Annotated in this window: 17 protein-coding genes and 2 tRNA genes; 3 read left to right on the plus strand and 16 right to left on the minus strand. The window is 37.8% G+C overall.

Going from position 1 to position 18094, the window contains the following annotated elements:
• Positions 1–95 precede the first annotated feature (95 nt).
• The 3 genes from hpt to ACQKM9_RS18865 are packed head-to-tail and all read right to left on the minus strand — an operon-like array spanning position 96 to position 4511.
• Complete coding sequence (gene hpt / locus ACQKM9_RS18855) at positions 96–638, minus strand: hypoxanthine phosphoribosyltransferase (RefSeq protein WP_038179291.1); 543 nt, start codon at positions 636–638, stop codon at positions 96–98.
• 29 nt (positions 639–667) lie between these two features.
• Positions 668–2080 carry a tRNA lysidine(34) synthetase TilS gene (gene tilS / locus ACQKM9_RS18860; RefSeq protein ID WP_427735927.1) on the minus strand — a complete coding sequence of 471 codons (1413 nt, stop codon included), beginning with the start codon at positions 2078–2080 and terminating at the stop codon, positions 668–670.
• A gap of 16 nt (positions 2081–2096) precedes the next feature.
• A complete protein-coding gene (locus ACQKM9_RS18865; RefSeq protein WP_427735928.1) occupies positions 2097–4511 on the minus strand; it encodes a SpoIIE family protein phosphatase in 2415 nt (804 codons plus the stop codon).
• Positions 4512–4694: 183 nt separating this feature from the next.
• Here ACQKM9_RS18865 and ACQKM9_RS18870 point away from each other — a divergent pair.
• Both ACQKM9_RS18870 and ACQKM9_RS18875 read left to right on the plus strand, forming a co-directional pair.
• Positions 4695–4768, plus strand: a tRNA-Met gene (locus tag ACQKM9_RS18870).
• 39 nt (positions 4769–4807) lie between these two features.
• A tRNA-Glu gene (locus tag ACQKM9_RS18875) sits at positions 4808–4879 on the plus strand.
• A gap of 243 nt (positions 4880–5122) precedes the next feature.
• Here ACQKM9_RS18875 and ACQKM9_RS18880 read toward each other — a convergent pair.
• The 7 genes from ACQKM9_RS18880 to ACQKM9_RS18910 all read right to left on the minus strand — a co-directional run bounded on the left by ACQKM9_RS18880 (position 5123) and on the right by ACQKM9_RS18910 (position 10784).
• On the minus strand, positions 5123–5554 hold the full coding sequence (locus ACQKM9_RS18880) for a S1 domain-containing RNA-binding protein (RefSeq protein ID WP_038179287.1): 432 nt from the start codon (positions 5552–5554) through the stop codon (positions 5123–5125).
• A gap of 125 nt (positions 5555–5679) precedes the next feature.
• Entirely contained in the window at positions 5680–6102 is a 423-nt protein-coding gene (locus ACQKM9_RS18885; RefSeq protein ID WP_427735929.1) for an FtsB family cell division protein, read from the minus strand.
• Positions 6103–6180: 78 nt separating this feature from the next.
• A complete protein-coding gene (gene yabQ / locus ACQKM9_RS18890; protein WP_427735930.1) occupies positions 6181–6645 on the minus strand; it encodes a spore cortex biosynthesis protein YabQ in 465 nt (154 codons plus the stop codon).
• On the minus strand, positions 6642–6941 hold the full coding sequence (yabP, locus tag ACQKM9_RS18895) for a sporulation protein YabP (protein ID WP_038179281.1): 300 nt from the start codon (positions 6939–6941) through the stop codon (positions 6642–6644). Before yabP ends, yabQ begins: the two co-directional genes overlap by 4 nt.
• 460 nt (positions 6942–7401) lie before the next feature.
• Entirely contained in the window at positions 7402–7692 is a 291-nt protein-coding gene (locus ACQKM9_RS18900) for an RNA-binding S4 domain-containing protein (protein WP_053418366.1), read from the minus strand.
• Positions 7689–9161, minus strand: a complete 1473-nt coding sequence (mazG, locus tag ACQKM9_RS18905; protein ID WP_427735931.1) for a nucleoside triphosphate pyrophosphohydrolase — start codon at positions 9159–9161, stop codon at positions 7689–7691. Before mazG ends, ACQKM9_RS18900 begins: the two co-directional genes overlap by 4 nt.
• A 15-nt stretch (positions 9162–9176) precedes the next feature.
• Positions 9177–10784, minus strand: a complete 1608-nt coding sequence (locus ACQKM9_RS18910; RefSeq protein ID WP_427735932.1) for a putative polysaccharide biosynthesis protein — start codon at positions 10782–10784, stop codon at positions 9177–9179.
• A gap of 237 nt (positions 10785–11021) precedes the next feature.
• On the opposite strand from ACQKM9_RS18910, the gene ACQKM9_RS18915 reads away from it, so the two are divergent.
• Complete coding sequence (locus tag ACQKM9_RS18915; RefSeq protein ID WP_427735933.1) at positions 11022–11351, plus strand: hypothetical protein; 330 nt, start codon at positions 11022–11024, stop codon at positions 11349–11351.
• A 43-nt stretch (positions 11352–11394) separates the two neighbouring features.
• Here ACQKM9_RS18915 and spoVT read toward each other — a convergent pair whose 3' ends face one another.
• The 6 genes from spoVT to dltC all read right to left on the minus strand — a co-directional run bounded on the left by spoVT (position 11395) and on the right by dltC (position 18090).
• The gene (gene spoVT / locus ACQKM9_RS18920; protein ID WP_038179271.1) at positions 11395–11931 is read right to left on the minus strand and encodes a stage V sporulation protein T; all 537 of its coding nucleotides are present in this window, start codon (positions 11929–11931) and stop codon (positions 11395–11397) included.
• 82 nt (positions 11932–12013) lie between these two features.
• Positions 12014–15541: a transcription-repair coupling factor gene (gene mfd / locus ACQKM9_RS18925; protein ID WP_427735934.1), complete on the minus strand. Its 3528-nt coding sequence runs from the start codon at positions 15539–15541 to the stop codon at positions 12014–12016.
• Between the two features lie 146 nt (positions 15542–15687).
• Positions 15688–15915 carry an anti-sigma-F factor Fin family protein gene (locus ACQKM9_RS18930; protein WP_053418371.1) on the minus strand — a complete coding sequence of 76 codons (228 nt, stop codon included), beginning with the start codon at positions 15913–15915 and terminating at the stop codon, positions 15688–15690.
• 61 nt (positions 15916–15976) lie between these two features.
• Positions 15977–16534, minus strand: a complete 558-nt coding sequence (gene pth / locus ACQKM9_RS18935) for an aminoacyl-tRNA hydrolase (protein WP_053418372.1) — start codon at positions 16532–16534, stop codon at positions 15977–15979.
• Between the two features lie 150 nt (positions 16535–16684).
• Complete coding sequence (gene dltD, locus ACQKM9_RS18940; RefSeq protein WP_427735935.1) at positions 16685–17860, minus strand: D-alanyl-lipoteichoic acid biosynthesis protein DltD; 1176 nt, start codon at positions 17858–17860, stop codon at positions 16685–16687.
• Complete coding sequence (gene dltC, locus ACQKM9_RS18945; RefSeq protein WP_038179260.1) at positions 17857–18090, minus strand: D-alanine--poly(phosphoribitol) ligase subunit 2; 234 nt, start codon at positions 18088–18090, stop codon at positions 17857–17859. Before dltC ends, dltD begins: the two co-directional genes overlap by 4 nt.
• Positions 18091–18094 lie beyond the last annotated feature (4 nt).

An 18094-nucleotide genomic window follows, 5' to 3' on the forward strand; every position in this document is an offset into this window, starting at 1 on the left:
TAGTAAATCTTAACATATGAACATTAAGGCGTACAACGAAAAGCATTTGTAAAAAGAAGTTTCAATGTAAAATTGTCAAAATTTTAACATTGTTATTAAAATGAATAAACTTCTTTCTTTAACACCCCAATGTATGGTAAGTTACGGTATTTTTCTGCGTAGTCTAATCCATATCCCACAACAAATGCATCTGGTACTTCAAAACCTACAAAGTCAGCTTTTAAGTCTACTTTGCGACCAGTTGGTTTATCTAATAATGTAACGATTTTAATTGATTTTGCTTTGCGATATTTGAAAAGGTCTACTAAGTAGCTTAGCGTCAAACCACTATCAATAATATCTTCTACTATTAAAATATCGCGACCTTCAACACTTGTGTTTAAGTCTTTGACAATTTTCACTTCACCAGAAGATACAGTTGCATTACCGTAACTAGTTACATCCATAAAATCTACTTCAACGTAAGTGTCAATTCGTTTCATTAAATCAGCCATAAACGGCATCGCACCTTTTAGTACACCAATCATTAAAGGAAACTTCTCTTGATATTCCTCCGTTAAGGATTCCCCAATCTCACGAATTTTAACTTGTAAATCTTCCTCTGAAATTAATACTTTTTCGATGTCTTTTTGAAGCATCTTAGTTCCTCCTTGATTGTATATAGACACTACAAAGTTTGTTGATCTACGATGAAGAATGCATCATCAGTAGAACGTTCGCTATAAGAAAAACAATTACCTATACGAAGACCAGGAAGTGCAATAACCTCATTTTCTTGCGTAACAATAACCGGCCATTCATCTCTAAGCGCCATTGGTACCTTCTCGTCAATAAAAATACGAGATATGCGCTTATGTTGATTCAAGCCGAGTAAATTGATGCGGTCTCCATTCATTCTAGTTCGGACATATAACGGCAATGACAGCAACTCAATTTGAAAAAAATACGTCTTTGCGGACGGGGTAGTATCAGATGGCCTTTCATCAGATAGCTTTCCTATGTATACACGCAAATTGTTCGTCAAATTCGTCCATGTATTAAGCGTAACCATTAAAGGCGACTTTTCTACACTTGAAATTTGTTTTTTCTTGATAATTAGCTCATCATATTGACGAATTGCTACAACACCTTTTGGTAAATGCAAAATTGCATTTCCAGCCATTGATGAAGTCTGTTCGAGAATAGAGTTCCAAAGAGTATAACTTTGTACAATGGTTGTATCTTTATATAGATATTTTAATAGTAGTAGAATGATTCTTCTTTGTAAAGCGAGTGGCTTATTTTGGAATGCTTTTATGCAAATTCCCCATGAATCTTCATTTATTTTAGCCACAACTTCATGAAAAGCATCTTGCGCTAAACTTCGCAATAAATCTTCATCAGCTTGTGCCCTTTCAGTATACTGACGAACTGCATCAGCAACACGTGGATTTTCACCCTCTAATAACGGCACAACATGATGGCGAATTCGATTACGTGTATAAGAATCCTTTTTGTTACTAGAATCTTCTCGATAAACCTGTTCGTTTCGTTGTAAATAAGTATGAATTTCATTCTTTGTTACAGATAAAAATGGACGTATTAGATGCCCATTTGCAAATGGGCGATCTCTTTTTATACCAGTAAGACCAGAAGCACTTGAGCCTCTTGTAAGCGCCATAATGACACTTTCTACTTGATCATCTGCATGATGCGCAACAACAAGATGCGTACTTGAACTTTCTAACATGATTTTCTCGAAATAACTATAACGCTCTCTACGGCATATAGCCTGTAGATTCCCTTTCTCACGTTGTAAAATTTCAGGAATAGGTATATCAATAGCATAAACAGGAATGTCATGCTCTTTGCAAAAAGCTTCAACAAATCGACGATCCCCTTCAGCATCTTCCCCACGCAACATATGATTCACATGAATCGCTGCAACGGAGACACCCAGTCGGTCCTTCTCTTTATACAAAAAATGCAGAAGCGCCATTGAATCAGCACCCCCCGAACAAGCTACGAGAAGACGGTCACCTTCATTACATAAATGATACTGCTTCATGTATTGATAAGCTTTTTGTTCGAGTTGTTCCATCTTCTCACCTCATTCACTATCTTACCATTCTTTGCTCAGAAATAGCCGCCGAAGATGGTTTAAATAAAGACCAATTCGATATTTTATGTTCAATGCGAATTGCTACGAGTGTACAATCATCATTTGGTACATCCGGACCTCGAAATGCACGTATAACAGATGCACACATATCCTCAGCTGGACAATTCTCTAGCTCGCGTAAATGACGAATTAGTTTACTTTCCTGCTCTTCCCAAGGCTTATTTTCAAAGAATAGACCATCTGTACACATGAAAATAATATCTCCTGCTTTTAGCGATACTTGATCTGCTTCTACTGAAAAGGATGTCAAAAATCCTACTGGCTCACTCTTACTCTCTAGTCGAATACACTTTTCCCCTCGCACTAAATAAGTTGCCATACTCCCTGCTTTCCAAGACCATAAGGTTCCAACTTGTAAATCAACAAGTGCAAAATCCATTGTCGCGTACATATCACTATCATTTTTCAAAGACATGACATAATGCAATGTATGCATCGCTGTTTCGGGTGCCATTTGATGGTGCATACATTCACGCATTAATCGAATGAGACGTCTGCTCTCCTGATGCGCTTTTTTACTATGTCCCATTCCATCTGATAACATAACGGCCGTAAGCCCCTGATGAAGTGGAAAAACGGCGTGTGAATCACCAGAGTAAATCGTATTCTGCTTCGAAGACGTATATACATCATAAGACATATGGAAACGAACTGAAGATTGGAAAGTCATCTGTAAATGTGGATACGGACTGTCCTTCATAGCAGTTCGTGCGATTTCAAACGGCTCATTAAACACACTTTGTAGAATAGGTAGTACTAAGCGTTCTGCTAATGTTTGATCTGTTTCCCACATGGCCTTTTTCTCTGGTAAACAGCAAACAATCTTTCGATTCCCTGCCTCATTTGATAAAATATCTACTTGAAAATGTTCGATACCAGCAAGCTTTAGCTCTTCTGATAGTTCGTCCTCTTTATGTTGAAAAGAGACTGCTTCTCCCGTCATATCATTCATCACCATATCGATATGTTGACACATATCCCTCAATTGCAAGGCAATCATCTTACGACCGTGGTAAAACTGACCACTAAGTTGCTTTTTCGAAACCTTCTCCTCAAGCGCTGACAAAAACGGCCCGGACTTCACACATTTATAACGAATTTTCTCATCAAGCTGTAGTCTCGTCGCTGCATTCGCAGTTGCACTTGCATCCAGCCATCTCTGCGTTAGATCTGGCATCTCACTTTTGCTATTGCTCCAACATTTATCATACTTAAAACAGGATTGGCAAACTCCGGGAGGCTGCTCTTGCCTCTCTTCCGCTACATGTCTATTCACACTCCCAAAACGATCATGTACAAGCTCTTTCATAAAATCTACGAAGTGATGGAAATCTACAAGCTTTGTATTGAGTCTTTCCGTTAACCACTTCTGCCTTTCTAAAAGCACTTCGTCTCTGTTTGGATATAGTTGATTTTGCCAATACAGTACCCATTTCTGTGGGAAGATAAAAAATAATAGGGTAGCAAATGCAATAGACATAAAGAATGTGTAATCAAGTGGCAGTGTCGCATCATACAATGCAAAAAAGACGCTCGCCATTATGCCTCCTGTAGCAATCCAAAACTTACCGACATTTTTACAAACTCCAGCAAATAATCCTGTTACCGCGTAAACCGCCATCATTCCACTAAAAGATAATTGAGATAAACTAAGTATCATACCTGTTAGCACTGCAACAGCTGTTGCTAATGTGACACCGCCAACTAATGCAGATACAAGTATGAGTAAATGCATGGCAATACGCGATACTGATAAGAAGCTAAGTACAACACCATCCATAGCCGTTAATACCACAGCGCCTACGATCAATGCTGCACCGAGTCGCTCAAAAGACCATTTGGCCGTCATTAACTGATGCATCGGTAAGAAAATGAGACCCAAAAAGAGCGTCATGAAGATAGCAAGTGTACCTTCATACCCGACGTATAGCCAAACAAGAATTGGAGGATGCCCACTATATGAAATATATTGCCAAACTATTTGAACCATCAAAATACTAAACCCGACTATTACAGGAAGTGGCAATCGTTTAAAAGGGGTTTTTAAAAGGAGTAATAAAAACAACAATTCTAATATATGAATTGTTGTTTGACCGAAACCTAATGTAAGACTTCCACACAATCCCCCTACTAATGTCCAACTCATCCACCTTGGATATCTAGTAAATGCAATTGCTGCAATCGGTAGGAAGAATGGTACTGTTGCTTCAAATAACACGGCCTGAGATAAGTAAAAGGAACAAAATAAAAACAAAACAGATAGCCATATCCGATATTTCCCCTTAGCTACACTTGCCCATGTATTCTTAATTGCTTGATTTTGAGCTATTCCTTCATGCCACATCTTCATAAAACAACCTCCTCCTGAACATTGCCACCATTATAGACTGAATATTCCATAAAGTTTGTCTTTTTGTGTTTCCACGAAAAAAAACTTTTCGACGAGAAATTGCTTTTTTTAAGAAAATATTTTCATAAAACAGCTTGACACTTACATACCTTATCTTGTATTATTTATTATGTTGTTTAAAACGGCGGCGTAGCTCAGCTGGCTAGAGCGTACGGTTCATACCCGTGAGGTCGGGGGTTCGATCCCCTCTGCCGCCATATTTTTTTCATCTAGGCCATCTGTGCCAATATTTTTTTGGCCCCTTGGTCAAGCGGTTAAGACACCGCCCTTTCACGGCGGTAACACGGGTTCGAATCCCGTAGGGGTCATCCTAAAAAGCAACTTTCCCAACATGAGAAAGTTGCTTTTTTGTTTGTCAAAATAAATACGGTATATAAATTTAAGTGGCAAATCATCTACAGAGGTGTCGTTATAGGCGAATTATAGTTTGTTTGTATTGCATTTAATAGTACAATTCGTCAGGTATAAACAATAAAAAAGCAATCCACAACGTACTTGGATTGCTCAAAAATCTATTTCACACTTTTTCTACAATTAAAATAGCCAGCAAGTTACCCTCTTCTTGCGCCTCGGCCACCACGTTTAGATTCTGTGGCGCGCTTTAATGTTGCAAGACGATCTTCACTGTCTTTTAAGAAACGGGCCATTTTTTGTTCAAAATTTTCTTTCGGTTGATGACGATTATCATTACGATCATTTGAACGGTTATTATGACGTGGGCGTTGAGGGCGCTCTGGTCGTTCTGCTTGAGGCTTTGCTTTACGAATAGACAAACCAATTTTGCCATCCGCTTCGACATTCATTACTTTAACCTCAACCATTTCTCCAACTTTCAAATGTTCGTTGATGTCTTTTACATAATTGTCCGCAACCTCACTAATGTGCACAAGACCTGTTGAGCCATTTGGCAGCTCTACGAATGCTCCAAAATTTGTGATACCTGTTACCTTCCCTTGTACCTTGCTGCCTACTTCAATTGACATAAAAAAAATGCTCCTCCTTAATAAATAAAGCGACTTTGTAAGCCATGTAATCAATTTATGAATCTTAAAACTCGGCTAGATTCTCACTTCTAATTATATCCAACAAAAAAAGAGTGTCAATAAGACTACTCTTTCGAATCCCCACTTTTCTCATCTTTTTCGGTATTTTTTGGAATTGAGAAAATGATTTCACCATCTTCAGAAAGGAAAAGTTCTTTACGTGCTAATTTGGCGATATAGTCATCGTCTTTTAGCTTCGAAATTTGAATTTTCAATTCCTCTTGTTGGTCTTGGGTGTCTGAAAGTTTTTGTGTTAGCTCGATTTTTTGTTGTTCTTTATTAGCGAGCGTCTTCTTTTGATTTATTAATGTAAACATTAGGGACCCCATAACGAGAACAAATGCGATTGCGAAAAGCGCCAGTCTTCGATAAAGACGTATTTTCATGGCTCTTTTTTTCTTTTCCTGCCGTTCCATGGACTCGATGTATTCTCGACGAATGGCAGCAACCGAATTTTCTCCACTAGCTTTTTTGTTACGATTATTCATCCTCGTTATCCCTCCCTAATTAATAATTCTTTTAGCTTCTTGGTTATTATTGTATGTGTATTCTCCATTATAACGAATTTACCTTGTTTTTTTAAGTCTTAACTGTTTAGTTTTTTTAACCAATGGCATAAATGGTAGCAGCAGGAGCCTTACAATACGCATTAGGGCGCGGATTATCCATCTTATGACAGAAAAGAAAAAATTAAAAATCAACCATATTGGCCTAAGTAAAATGATGTATATTAGACGACCTCCAAAACGAAATACAGATTGGAAGTATAACTGGTAACAATAAAAACCTGCGAGCTGCGCTATTGGATCAACAATACGCCATTCACCAGCTCGCACTTTAAATAGTAAATAAAAACTAGCTATACCGAGTATAAGCCAAGTTATCAACTCTAACGCTATATAGCCTTTTCTTCTGAATGACCGCGGGGGTGCATAATATTTAATCGTACGTACTAAATCTATACATGCTGCTCCTACAATTCCACTAGCAATCATGACGAGAAGGCTGAGAAATTGCGCTGTTACGGTCATCCAAATATTTTATGAAGGAAGCTTTTAGACAAGCCGTTGTCTTCGTCATCATACTGTAGCGTCTTCACTGTTCCTTCAAGTGTCAATAAACCTTTGTCTACATCCAAATGGACAATACGTAACTCCTCACCTCTGATGAGTAAATGTCCTTGCGAAGTGTGCACTAAAAACTCTTCTTGATCAAAGCGCTCGATTGATTTCACCGAAGTGACATCCATTCGTTTGCGATTTCTGACCGTTAGCAAATGATCCCCTGTTGGAATTGTGTACGTTGCATTATCCGGCTGTAACGTCAATGATTCCCCTCCCTTGTCCTGTCTTTAAACTATATGCTGCGGACAAACCCTTTATGATAAAACTGCTAATTTCCATTTAGAAATTTGTTTATAGATCGTTTTTTCTAATCGATTTGCTAGCATTTCTTTACTATTTTAACGTTAGCTCTTACAACATTCACTCTTCACATAGTTAGAAGAAATCCCTCTAAAAATGCATTACTGCATATATCTGCTCATTTCTATGGACCCTGATATAAGATATTCTTATCCCTTAATAATTTGTAACTTCTACCCTATCATGATTACTGATCAGTGATACTTTGGGGAATTAGCTTGGGAGTTGCCTAATTAAAAAGGTTGTCCTAAAATTTAGCGAATCCTAAATTTCAGGGCAACCTCATATAAAATCATTCAAACAAATATAGATCCATGCTTAAAATACTGTTTCACTATAAGCAATATCTACTTTCAAAATCAGCTAGTTCTCATCATCGATAAATTGCGGTTCAATCTTCTCTAATTTTTCTTCTTTTAAAATTGTAAACATTCTTGCTGCGTCTTCTTTTTTCACTGTATCTTTCAATTCTTCAACACGTGCTGTTACAACTTTTTGACCGAAGCGAATTGCGAGTTCATCACCAGCTTTTACAGCAGTACTTGCTTTCACCACCTTACCGTTAATTGTAATACGGCCTTGATCAGCAACCTCTTTTGCTAATGTACGACGTTTAATCAAACGCGATACTTTCAAAAATTTATCTAATCTCATATTATATTCCCTCCTTGTAATTTAGCCTCGTTCCAAAAGGCATCTAGCTCTTCAAACGTATAAGCTTTAAAGTCTTTTTTACCAGCCATTACTTGAGCTTCAACATAGCCAAAGCGACTAGCAAATTTTCGGTTAGCGTGGAGCATGGCATCTTCAGCTGAAATTTTATATACACGCGCGATATTCACTAACGTAAATAGCACATCGCCAAATTCATCGAGACGTGATTCATTCGTTCCATTCGTTACCTCAGCTCGGAATTCCTGCCATTCTTCGGAGAATTTTTCCCACACGCCTTCTGTCGTAGGCCACTCAAATCCAACTTTTGCAGCTCGTCTTTGATAATTATAAGACGTTTGTAGTGAAGATGTTGCTCGGTACTCACCTTTTAATAAAGGTTCTGGTATCTCACTATTAGCATTTTCTTTACTTTTAATTTTTTCCCAGTTGGCATTTACTTCTTCCACACTATCTACAGTAACATTACTAAATACGTGAGGATGACGACGAATCATCTTTGTGCTTACAACTTCTAATATATCTTCAAGGTTGAAGAATCCTTCATCTTCACCGATTTGTGCGTGTAAAAATACTTGTAGTAGAACATCACCAAGTTCTTCAATCATATGCTCATCATCTTGCTCATCGATCGTTTGTAAGAACTCATGTACTTCCTCTAGCATATATCTTTTCAAACTTTCATGCGTTTGCTGTTGATCCCAAGGACAACCATTAGGACCACGCAATGTTGAAATAATCTCACGGAAAGTTGACCATTCACGAACAGCCTCATCACGATTTGTTACTGGAGGTACATAGACAGTTGTTAAGTTATCAATTTCCGCTGCACGGTCCAATTCGTATAAAGGAACTGTACGTAGTTTTTCGCCTTGTGAACCTGCTGCAGTAACGATTGTAACTGGATAGTCCTCACGGTATTTTTCCATCAAAGTCAGTTTTACTTCGGAAGCGCTGAAAGTATCATATACTTGTGCAATTAATAGATGTTGCTTCATATTCACTTCATGTGCTGAGAAAGTTGTTCCATCTACCAGTTGGAAGCCATCGATTGGGTCGATACGTAATGCTCCGAAGATTGGATCTAGGAAACTTTGACCTCCCTCAATGTTCAGTTTTACTTTCCCTTCTTTTTCAGCTTCGATTAAAAGTTGAACAGTTAACTCTGCTACGAGTGGATGTCCAGGTACAGCGTACATTATGTCTTCCTTCTCCACATAACTTAAAAGCGTTGCTACAATTTCTTCATAAACTGGTCGGAAATCATCGTGCTTTTCATAAACATAATCAAAGCTTTCAAATTCGATTCCTTCAGTTGCTAACTCATTTAATACTGGGTGATCTATCGTACGTACATATATTTTCTTTGCCTGTTGTAGCTTGCGATAAACACCTATTTGTAATTGTTCAAAGTCACTAGCTCCGAGACCGATTATTGTTAATTGATGCATAATTTTCACCTATCCTTATTTCTTTCTTTGAAGCCATAATTGATAACTAGCCATTCTGCGCCCAAACGGTAGTAAAAACCAATCCCTACTCGTTAGAACTCCATACTTCGCAATGATTGTCAAAAAGACAAAGGCTCCTATCAATGCTGCTGAGCTACCAGTCAATGTCGCATTCAATCGCGAAGGTAAAGAAGCAAAGAGCCACTGCCCAGCAAAATAACTCCAACACACCACAAAAGCTATCATGACGACGGAAGCAAATCCAGTACATATATAAAAACGTAAAGGTGCGAAGCGTATCGGTCTAATTTTTTTAAAATAATAGATCAACCCAATAGCTGAACATATTAAACCTAAATTACTAGCATACACTGCACCAATGATACCCCATCTCATAATAAACAACTCATTACAAATCACTTTCACTATAAAGCCTACAATTAATATTAAAGTCGGTATTTTTAATTTCCCTAACCCTTGAAGCATAGCTGTTAATGTTAAAATAAGCGACAGCCATATAATTTGCACCACAAATAATATCAGCACATTAGATAATTCTCTTGTTTCAAATAGCATCTCATTTACATAAGGCATAACCAGCATTAAACCAAGCGTCGCAGCAAAACCAAATAACAAGGCCGTGCGATAAGTCACTTGAATAAACCGTTCAGTTCTTCGCCCATTGTCCTTTTTTGATGTATGAGCAACAAGAGGGACAATGGCAAGAGATAGCGATGTCGCAATTACAAGCCCAACTTGCACAAGTGGCTGCCCTCTATCGTAAATTCCCTTCGTTTCCATTGCCTCTATGGTTGGTACTCCACTTTTCGTAAGGGTTTCAAAAACAGTAAATGAGTCGACTAATTGAAAAAACAGTAGTAAAAGTCCACTCATACTGACCGTAATACTTAAAACTGTCAATTCCTTTAATACAGGAAATATATCTATCTTTTTCCTTACAACTATTTTGTCCCTCTGTTTAACTTTTTTATAATACATCCACAATAAAATAATGCCTGCCAGTTCACCAACTACAGTGCCTGCCATAGCCATTTGTCCAGCTTGATAAAGCGAAGAGGTTGTCGTCATAACAAGCCATGTGCCACCTAAGATGACAAGAACACGTACAGTTTGTTCCACCACTTGTGCATAGGCAACCGGCGTCATCATACCACGTGCTTGGAAGAACCCTTTATAAACAGCAATTGCTGGCATACATAGCGTAACAAACGCACCTGTACGTAGTAGTGAAGCCAATTCCGGATCGCCCATCCACTTTGCGAATAGATCAGCACCACCAAATAAAATTACGAAGAAAAGAATGGATAGGATACTTAAATAATAAAATACCACTCGTAACAATTCACTACGCCATACCCCTTCATCACTATCTTCAGCTTCAGCAAGAATCTTAGAAATAGCAACAGCAAAACCACTCGAGGTCCAAACAACGAAAATCGCTATAAATGGATACACTTGTTGATAAATATAAAATCCCTGGTCCCCAACTAAATTTTGAAAAGGGACTCGGTACAACATGCTCAGTATTTTGACAAAAAGAGCGGCAAGCGTTAGTAACGCCACTCCCTTCACATATACCTTCATTCCCCACTTCTCAGGCATTTCAAATCCTCATTCCTATACATGGTTCAATAAAATCAATAATAATCTAAATGTCATCAGTATAGCATATTGATGCATATCCATAAAAAATCAGGTTAGCGTGTATCCAAAGGACTATACTTATTAGATAACTATCTCTTTATATAGTAATGAATTGTAAATAAGTGACTTTTAGTTCAATTTCAGTAAAAGAATCCGATAAAATCCTTAATTAAAGAGTATAGAGGAGGGATTACTTTGAAGATGAATGTCACGAATATCAAAACATTTCATAACGCGGCGAAATTCAATCAGCCACATATACTACAAAGTTCATATATTTACGCTGCATTAAAATCAAAATCGAAAAAAAATCGAGTGATAACTGAAAAAGAAAATGGTTATGTACGTCAGTATCTCGTCAAAGAAGATGGCACTAAAATATTAATTTCCGAAATGCGGGAAGATACCGCGAAACAAGCACCTATTCATAATGGATCAAATACACGATCAAATACCGATGATTTAATGAAGTTACTTAATTTTTCAACAAATGTACATCCTTCTAATATTAAAACGATAAAATAAAAAAGTCTCCCTCGCAAAAATTGCGAGGAAGACTTTTTTCATGTTAATCAAGCATTTGCTTGGCAAGAAAGTGAGCAGCAGTTTCAGCTACTTTTTGCTCTGAGTCACCAATAAAGTGCACCTTTGACAATATATAAACAGCGCCAATTGGGTCACCTGAGACGATAATTGGTGCCACACAGTAAGATTTTATTTGCTCAACTTGACCTGGAACTAACTCTACAGAACTTTCATGCTTCTCTACAAGAATGGATCGTTGCATAATACTTTCTTCAGCAAATGATGAGAGCTGTCTATTAACATAATCCTTTTTCGATACACCTGCTACAGCAATCATTTCATCTCGATCACTAATTAATGCAGCCGTACCCAGTGTTTCATATAACGTTTCTACATACGAAGTTGCAAAGTCACTTAATTCGCTAATAGGTGAATATTTCTTTAAAATAACTTCCCCTTCGCGATCCGTGAAAATTTCTAACGGGTCGCCTTCACGAATGCGTAAAGTCCTTCTTATTTCTTTTGGGATAACGACGCGCCCTAAATCATCAATACGTCGTACAATGCCAGTTGCTTTCATTCGTGTTGCCTCACTTTCGACAAAATATAGTTATACTTGTCCTAGTATGGTTCACAAATGGGCAATCTATGCAAAAAGGGTATTACTCAGCAACAGGTGCAGATTCTTCCCTTTTTGCAGTCGGCAAAAGTTTCATAATAGCTTCTAAAATATCAAACGGTAATTGTTTTTCCATTTTACGCTCATCTATTGTAAGTAATAGTTGTTGCCCATCCATCCGGAAGCCCACAGCCCGCCCGAACTTCAATGATTCTGAGACAACTTTTGCGCCATCTATATTCGCTGTACCCTGCTCTGAAATTTGAATAGTAATTACTTTATTCATTTCCTTAATTGAAGTGACTCCTGCTTCTTTCGCCCAAACTTTCATTCGCGCAATACGTAATAATCGTTCGGTTTCAAAAGGTATATCACCAAATCGATCTTGCAATTCATCAATGATTTCTAGATAGTCATCTTCATTTTCCATCGCTTTTACACGTTTATACATTTGAATTTTTTGATAGCCATCTGGAATATATTGATCCGGAATGTATGCGTCATACGGTAAAATTATTTCAATTTCAGGTATGTTTTCTTTTTTCGTACCACTACGTCGTTCTTCTATTGCTTCTTCAAGCATTTGTGAGTACAAATCAAATCCGACAGAATCGATGAAGCCATGTTGTTGAGAGCCAAGTAAATTCCCTGCACCCCGAATTGATAGATCACGCATGGCAATTTTAAACCCAGAGCCAAGTTCAGTAAATTCTTTAATCGCTTGCAAACGTTGCTCCGCTACCTCTGTTAGTACTTTATCACGTTGATACATGAAATAGGCATAGGCTACTCGATTGGAACGCCCAACACGCCCTCGTAATTGATAAAGCTGTGATAAACCCATGCGATCCGCATTGTGTACAATTAATGTATTCACATTTGGAATATCAATACCTGTTTCAATAATTGTTGTAGTGACTAACACATCATAATCTCCGTCCAAAAACCCAAGAATAACAGCTTCTAGCTCAGACTCAGTCATTTGGCCATGTGCAAAGCCGACACGCGCTTCAGGTACGAGCTCTTGAATCTCTTGTACCTTTTTCGCCATATCTTCAACACGATTATATAAATAGAACGTCTGCCCACCGCGTGACATTTCACGCTCAATAGCTTCACGCACAAGCGCACCACTATGCTCCATGACATACGTTTGAACTGGGAAGCGATTTGCAGGTGGTGTTTCGATAACAGATAAATCACGGACACCAACCATCGACATATGTAATGTACGAGGTATTGGTGTTGCTGTTAATGTTAATACATCAACGTTCGTTTTTAATTGTTTGATCTTTTCTTTATGCGTCACACCAAATCGTTGTTCTTCATCGACTACGAGTAATCCTAAATCACGATACACCACGTCTTTAGATAAGAGACGATGTGTACCGACAACAACATCTATCGTGCCGTCTTTTAATCCTTTTAGTGTTTCTGCTTGTTGTTTTTTTGTACGGAAGCGGCTAAGTAAACCAATAGAAACTGCCTGCTCTTGGAAACGTTCTACCATTGTTTCATAATGTTGCTGAGCTAAAATGGTTGTCGGTACAAGGAAAGCTACTTGCTTACCGTCCATAATTGCTTTAAAGGCTGCACGAATGGCAACCTCAGTTTTACCATAACCAACATCACCACAGACAAGCCGATCCATTGGGCGCTCACGTTCCATATCGTGTTTGACCTCACGAATAGAACGTAACTGATCTTCTGTTTCCTCAAAGGGAAACGCCGATTCAAATGTGCGTTGTTCATCGCCATCCGGAGTAAAGGCAAAACCTTTTTCAGCTTCGCGTTTTGCATATAGTTTGATTAAATCATCGGCAATATCTTGCACTGCAGATGACACTTTACTTTTCGCACGTTTCCACTCTGCTCCACCTAGCTTATGTAGCTTCGGTTCACGTTCTTCAGAAGCAACGTATTTTTGGATTAAATCAATTTGATCGACTGGTACGAATAATTTATCGTCTGCTCGGTAGCGGATGTGCAAATAATCTTTATGTGACCCTTTTACTTCTAAAGTTTCGATACCGATATATTTCCCAATACCGTGGTGAATATGAACGACGTAATCTCCAGGTTTGATTTCGGTATAACTTTTTATACGCTCGGCATTTGTCATTTTTTGAGGGCGCGATTTCTTTTTTTGCTTTTGTTTAAATAGCTCCTCTTCCGTAACAATTGCTAAACGCTGTAATGGAAGTTCAAAACCAGCTGTCAATGCACCTTCAATTGCATAAACGCCCGCTCCATTCGGTTGCCCAAGTTGTATATGAATATCGTAATCATCCAGCACTGTTTGCATTTTTCGTAGACGGTCTTTACCTTCCGCCACAAAGAGCACCGTAAATTTCCCTTGCTCCCATCGCTCCATCTCATTTTTCAATAGAGGTATTTGCGCATGAAAATGTTGCATTGGTTTGCACGAGAAACTTGTAGTTTTCTTAAACTGCACCCCAGAAAATGCACGTGTAAATAGAGCAAAAAATAGTTTCGGTTGTTTTAGCATCGCTAAAATTTCTTTTAGTGAATATGAAGGTTTCACGGCATGCACCATTTTCCCTTCTTCTAGGAGGCTCAAGAACCATTCTTTCTCTTCTTTCTCCCACGCATCCATTACTTCTTGTACTCTTCCTAATTCATCAAATACAACGAGAGCATTTTGGGCAAAATAATCACCTAAATAAGATGGCTTATCATATAAAAGCGAGCCATACTTATTGGCGTAATTAGGTAAGTTACCTTGCTTTAGCATTTCAATATCAGCTTGGATATTTTGATAGAGTGCTTCTTTAACATCTTGCGCTTTCACTTTACGTAAGCTTTCTGCCAATGCATTCTCAAGTTTTTCAGCCAGTATTACTCTATCTGCTTGCGTTAAAACGAATTCTGTCGCAGGCAAAATACGTACCTCTTGTAGTTTATCAATTGAACGCTGATCATCAGCTGAAAATGTTCGTATTGAGTCTACTTCTGTATCAAACAATTCAATACGCACTGGCACTTCCATATAAGGTGGATAAATATCTAAGATACCCCCACGTAATGCAAATTCTCCTGGTGTTGTCACCATCTGACCACGTGTATAGCCCATAACAATAAGCTGATTCAACCAAGCTTCTACATCGACATCGGCACCGATTGCCGTTTGAAGACGTAAATTAAGCCATTGCTCTTTTGGGGACATCATTTTACGTAGACCTGCTACTGGAATAATGTAAATTCCTTTTTGTTCATGTAACATATGGTCAATTGTTTCAATTCTTTGCGCTCTTAACTCAGGACTTGCTATCGACATATCAGCTGCGATAAATTCATCAGCTGGATAATAATGCACAAGTTCCTCGCCCATTAACTTCACTAAATCATCATACATTTTCTGCGCCTGTAATAGATTTGGCGAGATGATATACACTGGTTTTTCTATAGCCCCATAAATCGTATCTAAAAAAGCCGGACGCGCACTCCCAGAAAGGCCTGTAATTAACTGAGGACCATTATCTTGCTGCAAATCTTCCAATAATTTTGTTATATGCATATCTTGAGAGAACAATTTACGTAATATCTCCAAATAAAGCCCTCTTTCCTTCAAAAAAATATAATGAACCTATTTGCTCTATCTATATTTTACGAGTAAATAGTCTATCTATTTCATATTCCTTTTCATTCTTATACAGAAAAAGGCCTTGGACGCATTGCGCGCCAAAGCATCCTTCATTATTGTAGCCATTTTTTTAACGCGTAATAGTCTGGAAATTGTTTTAAAGATTCTTCACAGTGCTCACAAATACAATCGACCGTTGTATCTCCATTATGGTCTTTATGAATGTATTGTTCTGCCTCTTCTTCATTTAATTGATGTAACTTACGGACACTTTCCTCTGAATCGAAAGGCAGTAGCCCAACCTCAGTTTCACAGTGCCGACAGCGATAATGAATTGCCATATGCAACATGCCCTCCTTTATAAAAAGTATAGACAGTCACATAGCAATTTATGCTCATTCATTAATTAAATTGATTCATAACATCTATAAACGGCTTGTTCAGTGCATACTCACAAGCATCCGCCGCTTTTTCAAAAGCATCTTGCATTACAGGTTGGTCTTCCTTCGAAAATCTTGCAAGAACATAATCCGAAACCTTCATACCAGCAGGTGGGCGGCTAATACCAATACGAATACGGTTAAAGTTTTGAGTACCTAAATGCTGGATTAATGATTTTATACCGTTATGACCACCCGCACTGCCTTTTTGACGCAAACGTAATTTTCCTTTATCCAAATCTAAATCATCATATATAACAATGATATCCTCCACATCAATATCAAAATAATCCATGATTGGACCTACACATTCACCAGAAATATTCATATACGTAAGTGGCTTCAATAGCATTACTTTGCCTTCTGGGCGGTGGATAGTACCGTACATACCATTAAATTTTGATTGATTTAATGATACACCCCACTTTGCTGCTAATATGTCGATGGTATCAAAACCGACATTGTGATGCGTATGTTCATATGTTTTGCCCGGATTGCCGAGACCAATTATTAGTTTCATAATAGCATCTTCCTTTTCTGCCTAATCCATGCTATTTTATCACATACCGTTGGATATTATGAAAAAATGCAATTATTAGTGGTTTTTCGACTTTTTCCTAAGAAAAAAATCGCTCTATCATAAAATGATAAAGCGATTTTCTCTATTCGACTATTGTTTCCAATAATCGGCCATTTCTCGGTCGAGATATACCCAACCTTTCCAAGAAATATGAATTGTATCACTAATAAAATGCGGCTCGTACTCGTAACCAGTAAAATCAACAAGTGGGAAACCAGCACTTTGCACCTGCTTATTAATTTTCGTATAATACTCTTCTCGACGTTCTTGTGGGAACCCTGCATAATCGTACCATTTTCCATTTACAGGAATAGATACAAACATTGGCTTAGCACCCGCATCCTTTAATACATCCAAGACCATTTGAAAATCTTCATACTCCGGTGACTCTGTGTAGCTTTCTTTTTTACGGAAGCCTTTAAGTTCATCTAACTTGAACTCAATCATCTTTTTATAATATTTATCGTTAATAGATAAATCATTTGTTGTAATTCGCTGACTACCATATTCATCCGCATACTTCGTCAACTGCTCAAAAGATTTTCCAGCAACCATGTCTGGATTTGCATGCAATTTTTCACGCGGCTTTGCCATGATGGAGTAGTACAAATCTTTTTTCTCCATTAACTTTTTATTTATTAAAGCTACTGGTTTTGCTAAAGCTGCTTTTATTGGATACTTTGCACCATCTGTTACTTCATTTTCATAAATTGTTGATAAAACAAAGTCTCTTTGTACAGTATCAAACTGCAAAAGACGCTCCATTGCTTTTTTCTTCAACTGAGGATCCATCTTATTATTCAACGCTAAATCGTAAGACTGCAACATAGAATAGTTAGGTGAGAAATGGAATTCATCAACACCTGTTTCTGTAAACCATTGCGGTGAAATAATAAATACCAATTTCTTATTTTTTAAATTTCCCTCTTGCGCTGCAAAATTCAAAAAATGATGAATCGATTGCGTACCACCACGACCATTTAAATACGTCGTAAAGCCTTCATCATTCGCTTCAAAATAGTTATATGGATGAAATGGATCAAAGCGATTCAACTCAGATGAGCCATAGATTGGGAACATATTCGGCTCTTGTAGTAAACGATTTTGGAAATACTCCCCTTGGAACATTAGAGGATTCAGAGCTGTTTTGGCATGTTCTACATCTTTGTCTGAGATTAAAAACCCAAGCCATTTATTTGGTATAAACAAAAATACTAAAAACAGAATTACCGCAATGATGAGCGGTAAGAAGGCATACTTTCTCATACACGCTCAGCTAACTGCTCTGCGATACGATTCGGTGTATTCCACTCCTCGCGCGTAAACTCTGTAATCGATACTGAAATACCAAACTTTTCTTCTACTTCAACTAGAAACGTAATGATACCAAACGAATCTAGTAAACCTTCTTCAAATAAATCGATATCAGGTTGCTCTACAACAACATCTTCCTGACATACCTCTGCTAATAATTCATATACTTTTTGTTTTTCCATCTTA

It is taken from the genome of Viridibacillus sp. NPDC093762 (assembly GCF_050279675.1).
Taxonomy (GTDB): domain Bacteria; phylum Bacillota; class Bacilli; order Bacillales_A; family Planococcaceae; genus Viridibacillus.

Excerpts from the sequence above, each read along its gene's own strand:
- mazG (WP_427735931.1), bottom strand. The coding sequence starts at position 9,161 with ATGCATCAATTAACAATAATCGGTCTCGGAGCTAGTGACTTTGAACAA.
- spoVT (WP_038179271.1), bottom strand. The coding sequence starts at position 11,931 with ATGAAAGCAACTGGCATTGTACGACGTATTGATGATTTAGGGCGCGTC.
- dltD (WP_427735935.1), bottom strand. The coding sequence starts at position 17,860 with ATGAGAAAGTATGCCTTCTTACCGCTCATCATTGCGGTAATTCTGTTT.
- ACQKM9_RS18865 (WP_427735928.1), bottom strand. The coding sequence starts at position 4,511 with ATGAAGATGTGGCATGAAGGAATAGCTCAAAATCAAGCAATTAAGAAT.
- ACQKM9_RS18885 (WP_427735929.1), bottom strand. The coding sequence starts at position 6,102 with ATGAATAATCGTAACAAAAAAGCTAGTGGAGAAAATTCGGTTGCTGCC.
- ACQKM9_RS18930 (WP_053418371.1), bottom strand. The coding sequence starts at position 15,915 with ATGGCAATTCATTATCGCTGTCGGCACTGTGAAACTGAGGTTGGGCTA.
- tilS (WP_427735927.1), bottom strand. The coding sequence starts at position 2,080 with ATGGAACAACTCGAACAAAAAGCTTATCAATACATGAAGCAGTATCAT.
- dltC (WP_038179260.1), bottom strand. The coding sequence starts at position 18,090 with ATGGAAAAACAAAAAGTATATGAATTATTAGCAGAGGTATGTCAGGAA.
- hpt (WP_038179291.1), bottom strand. The coding sequence starts at position 638 with ATGCTTCAAAAAGACATCGAAAAAGTATTAATTTCAGAGGAAGATTTA.
- ACQKM9_RS18880 (WP_038179287.1), bottom strand. The coding sequence starts at position 5,554 with ATGTCAATTGAAGTAGGCAGCAAGGTACAAGGGAAGGTAACAGGTATC.
- ACQKM9_RS18910 (WP_427735932.1), bottom strand. The coding sequence starts at position 10,784 with ATGCCTGAGAAGTGGGGAATGAAGGTATATGTGAAGGGAGTGGCGTTA.
- yabQ (WP_427735930.1), bottom strand. The coding sequence starts at position 6,645 with ATGACCGTAACAGCGCAATTTCTCAGCCTTCTCGTCATGATTGCTAGT.
- ACQKM9_RS18900 (WP_053418366.1), bottom strand. The coding sequence starts at position 7,692 with ATGAGATTAGATAAATTTTTGAAAGTATCGCGTTTGATTAAACGTCGT.
- pth (WP_053418372.1), bottom strand. The coding sequence starts at position 16,534 with ATGAAACTAATAATTGGTCTCGGCAATCCGGGCAAAACATATGAACAT.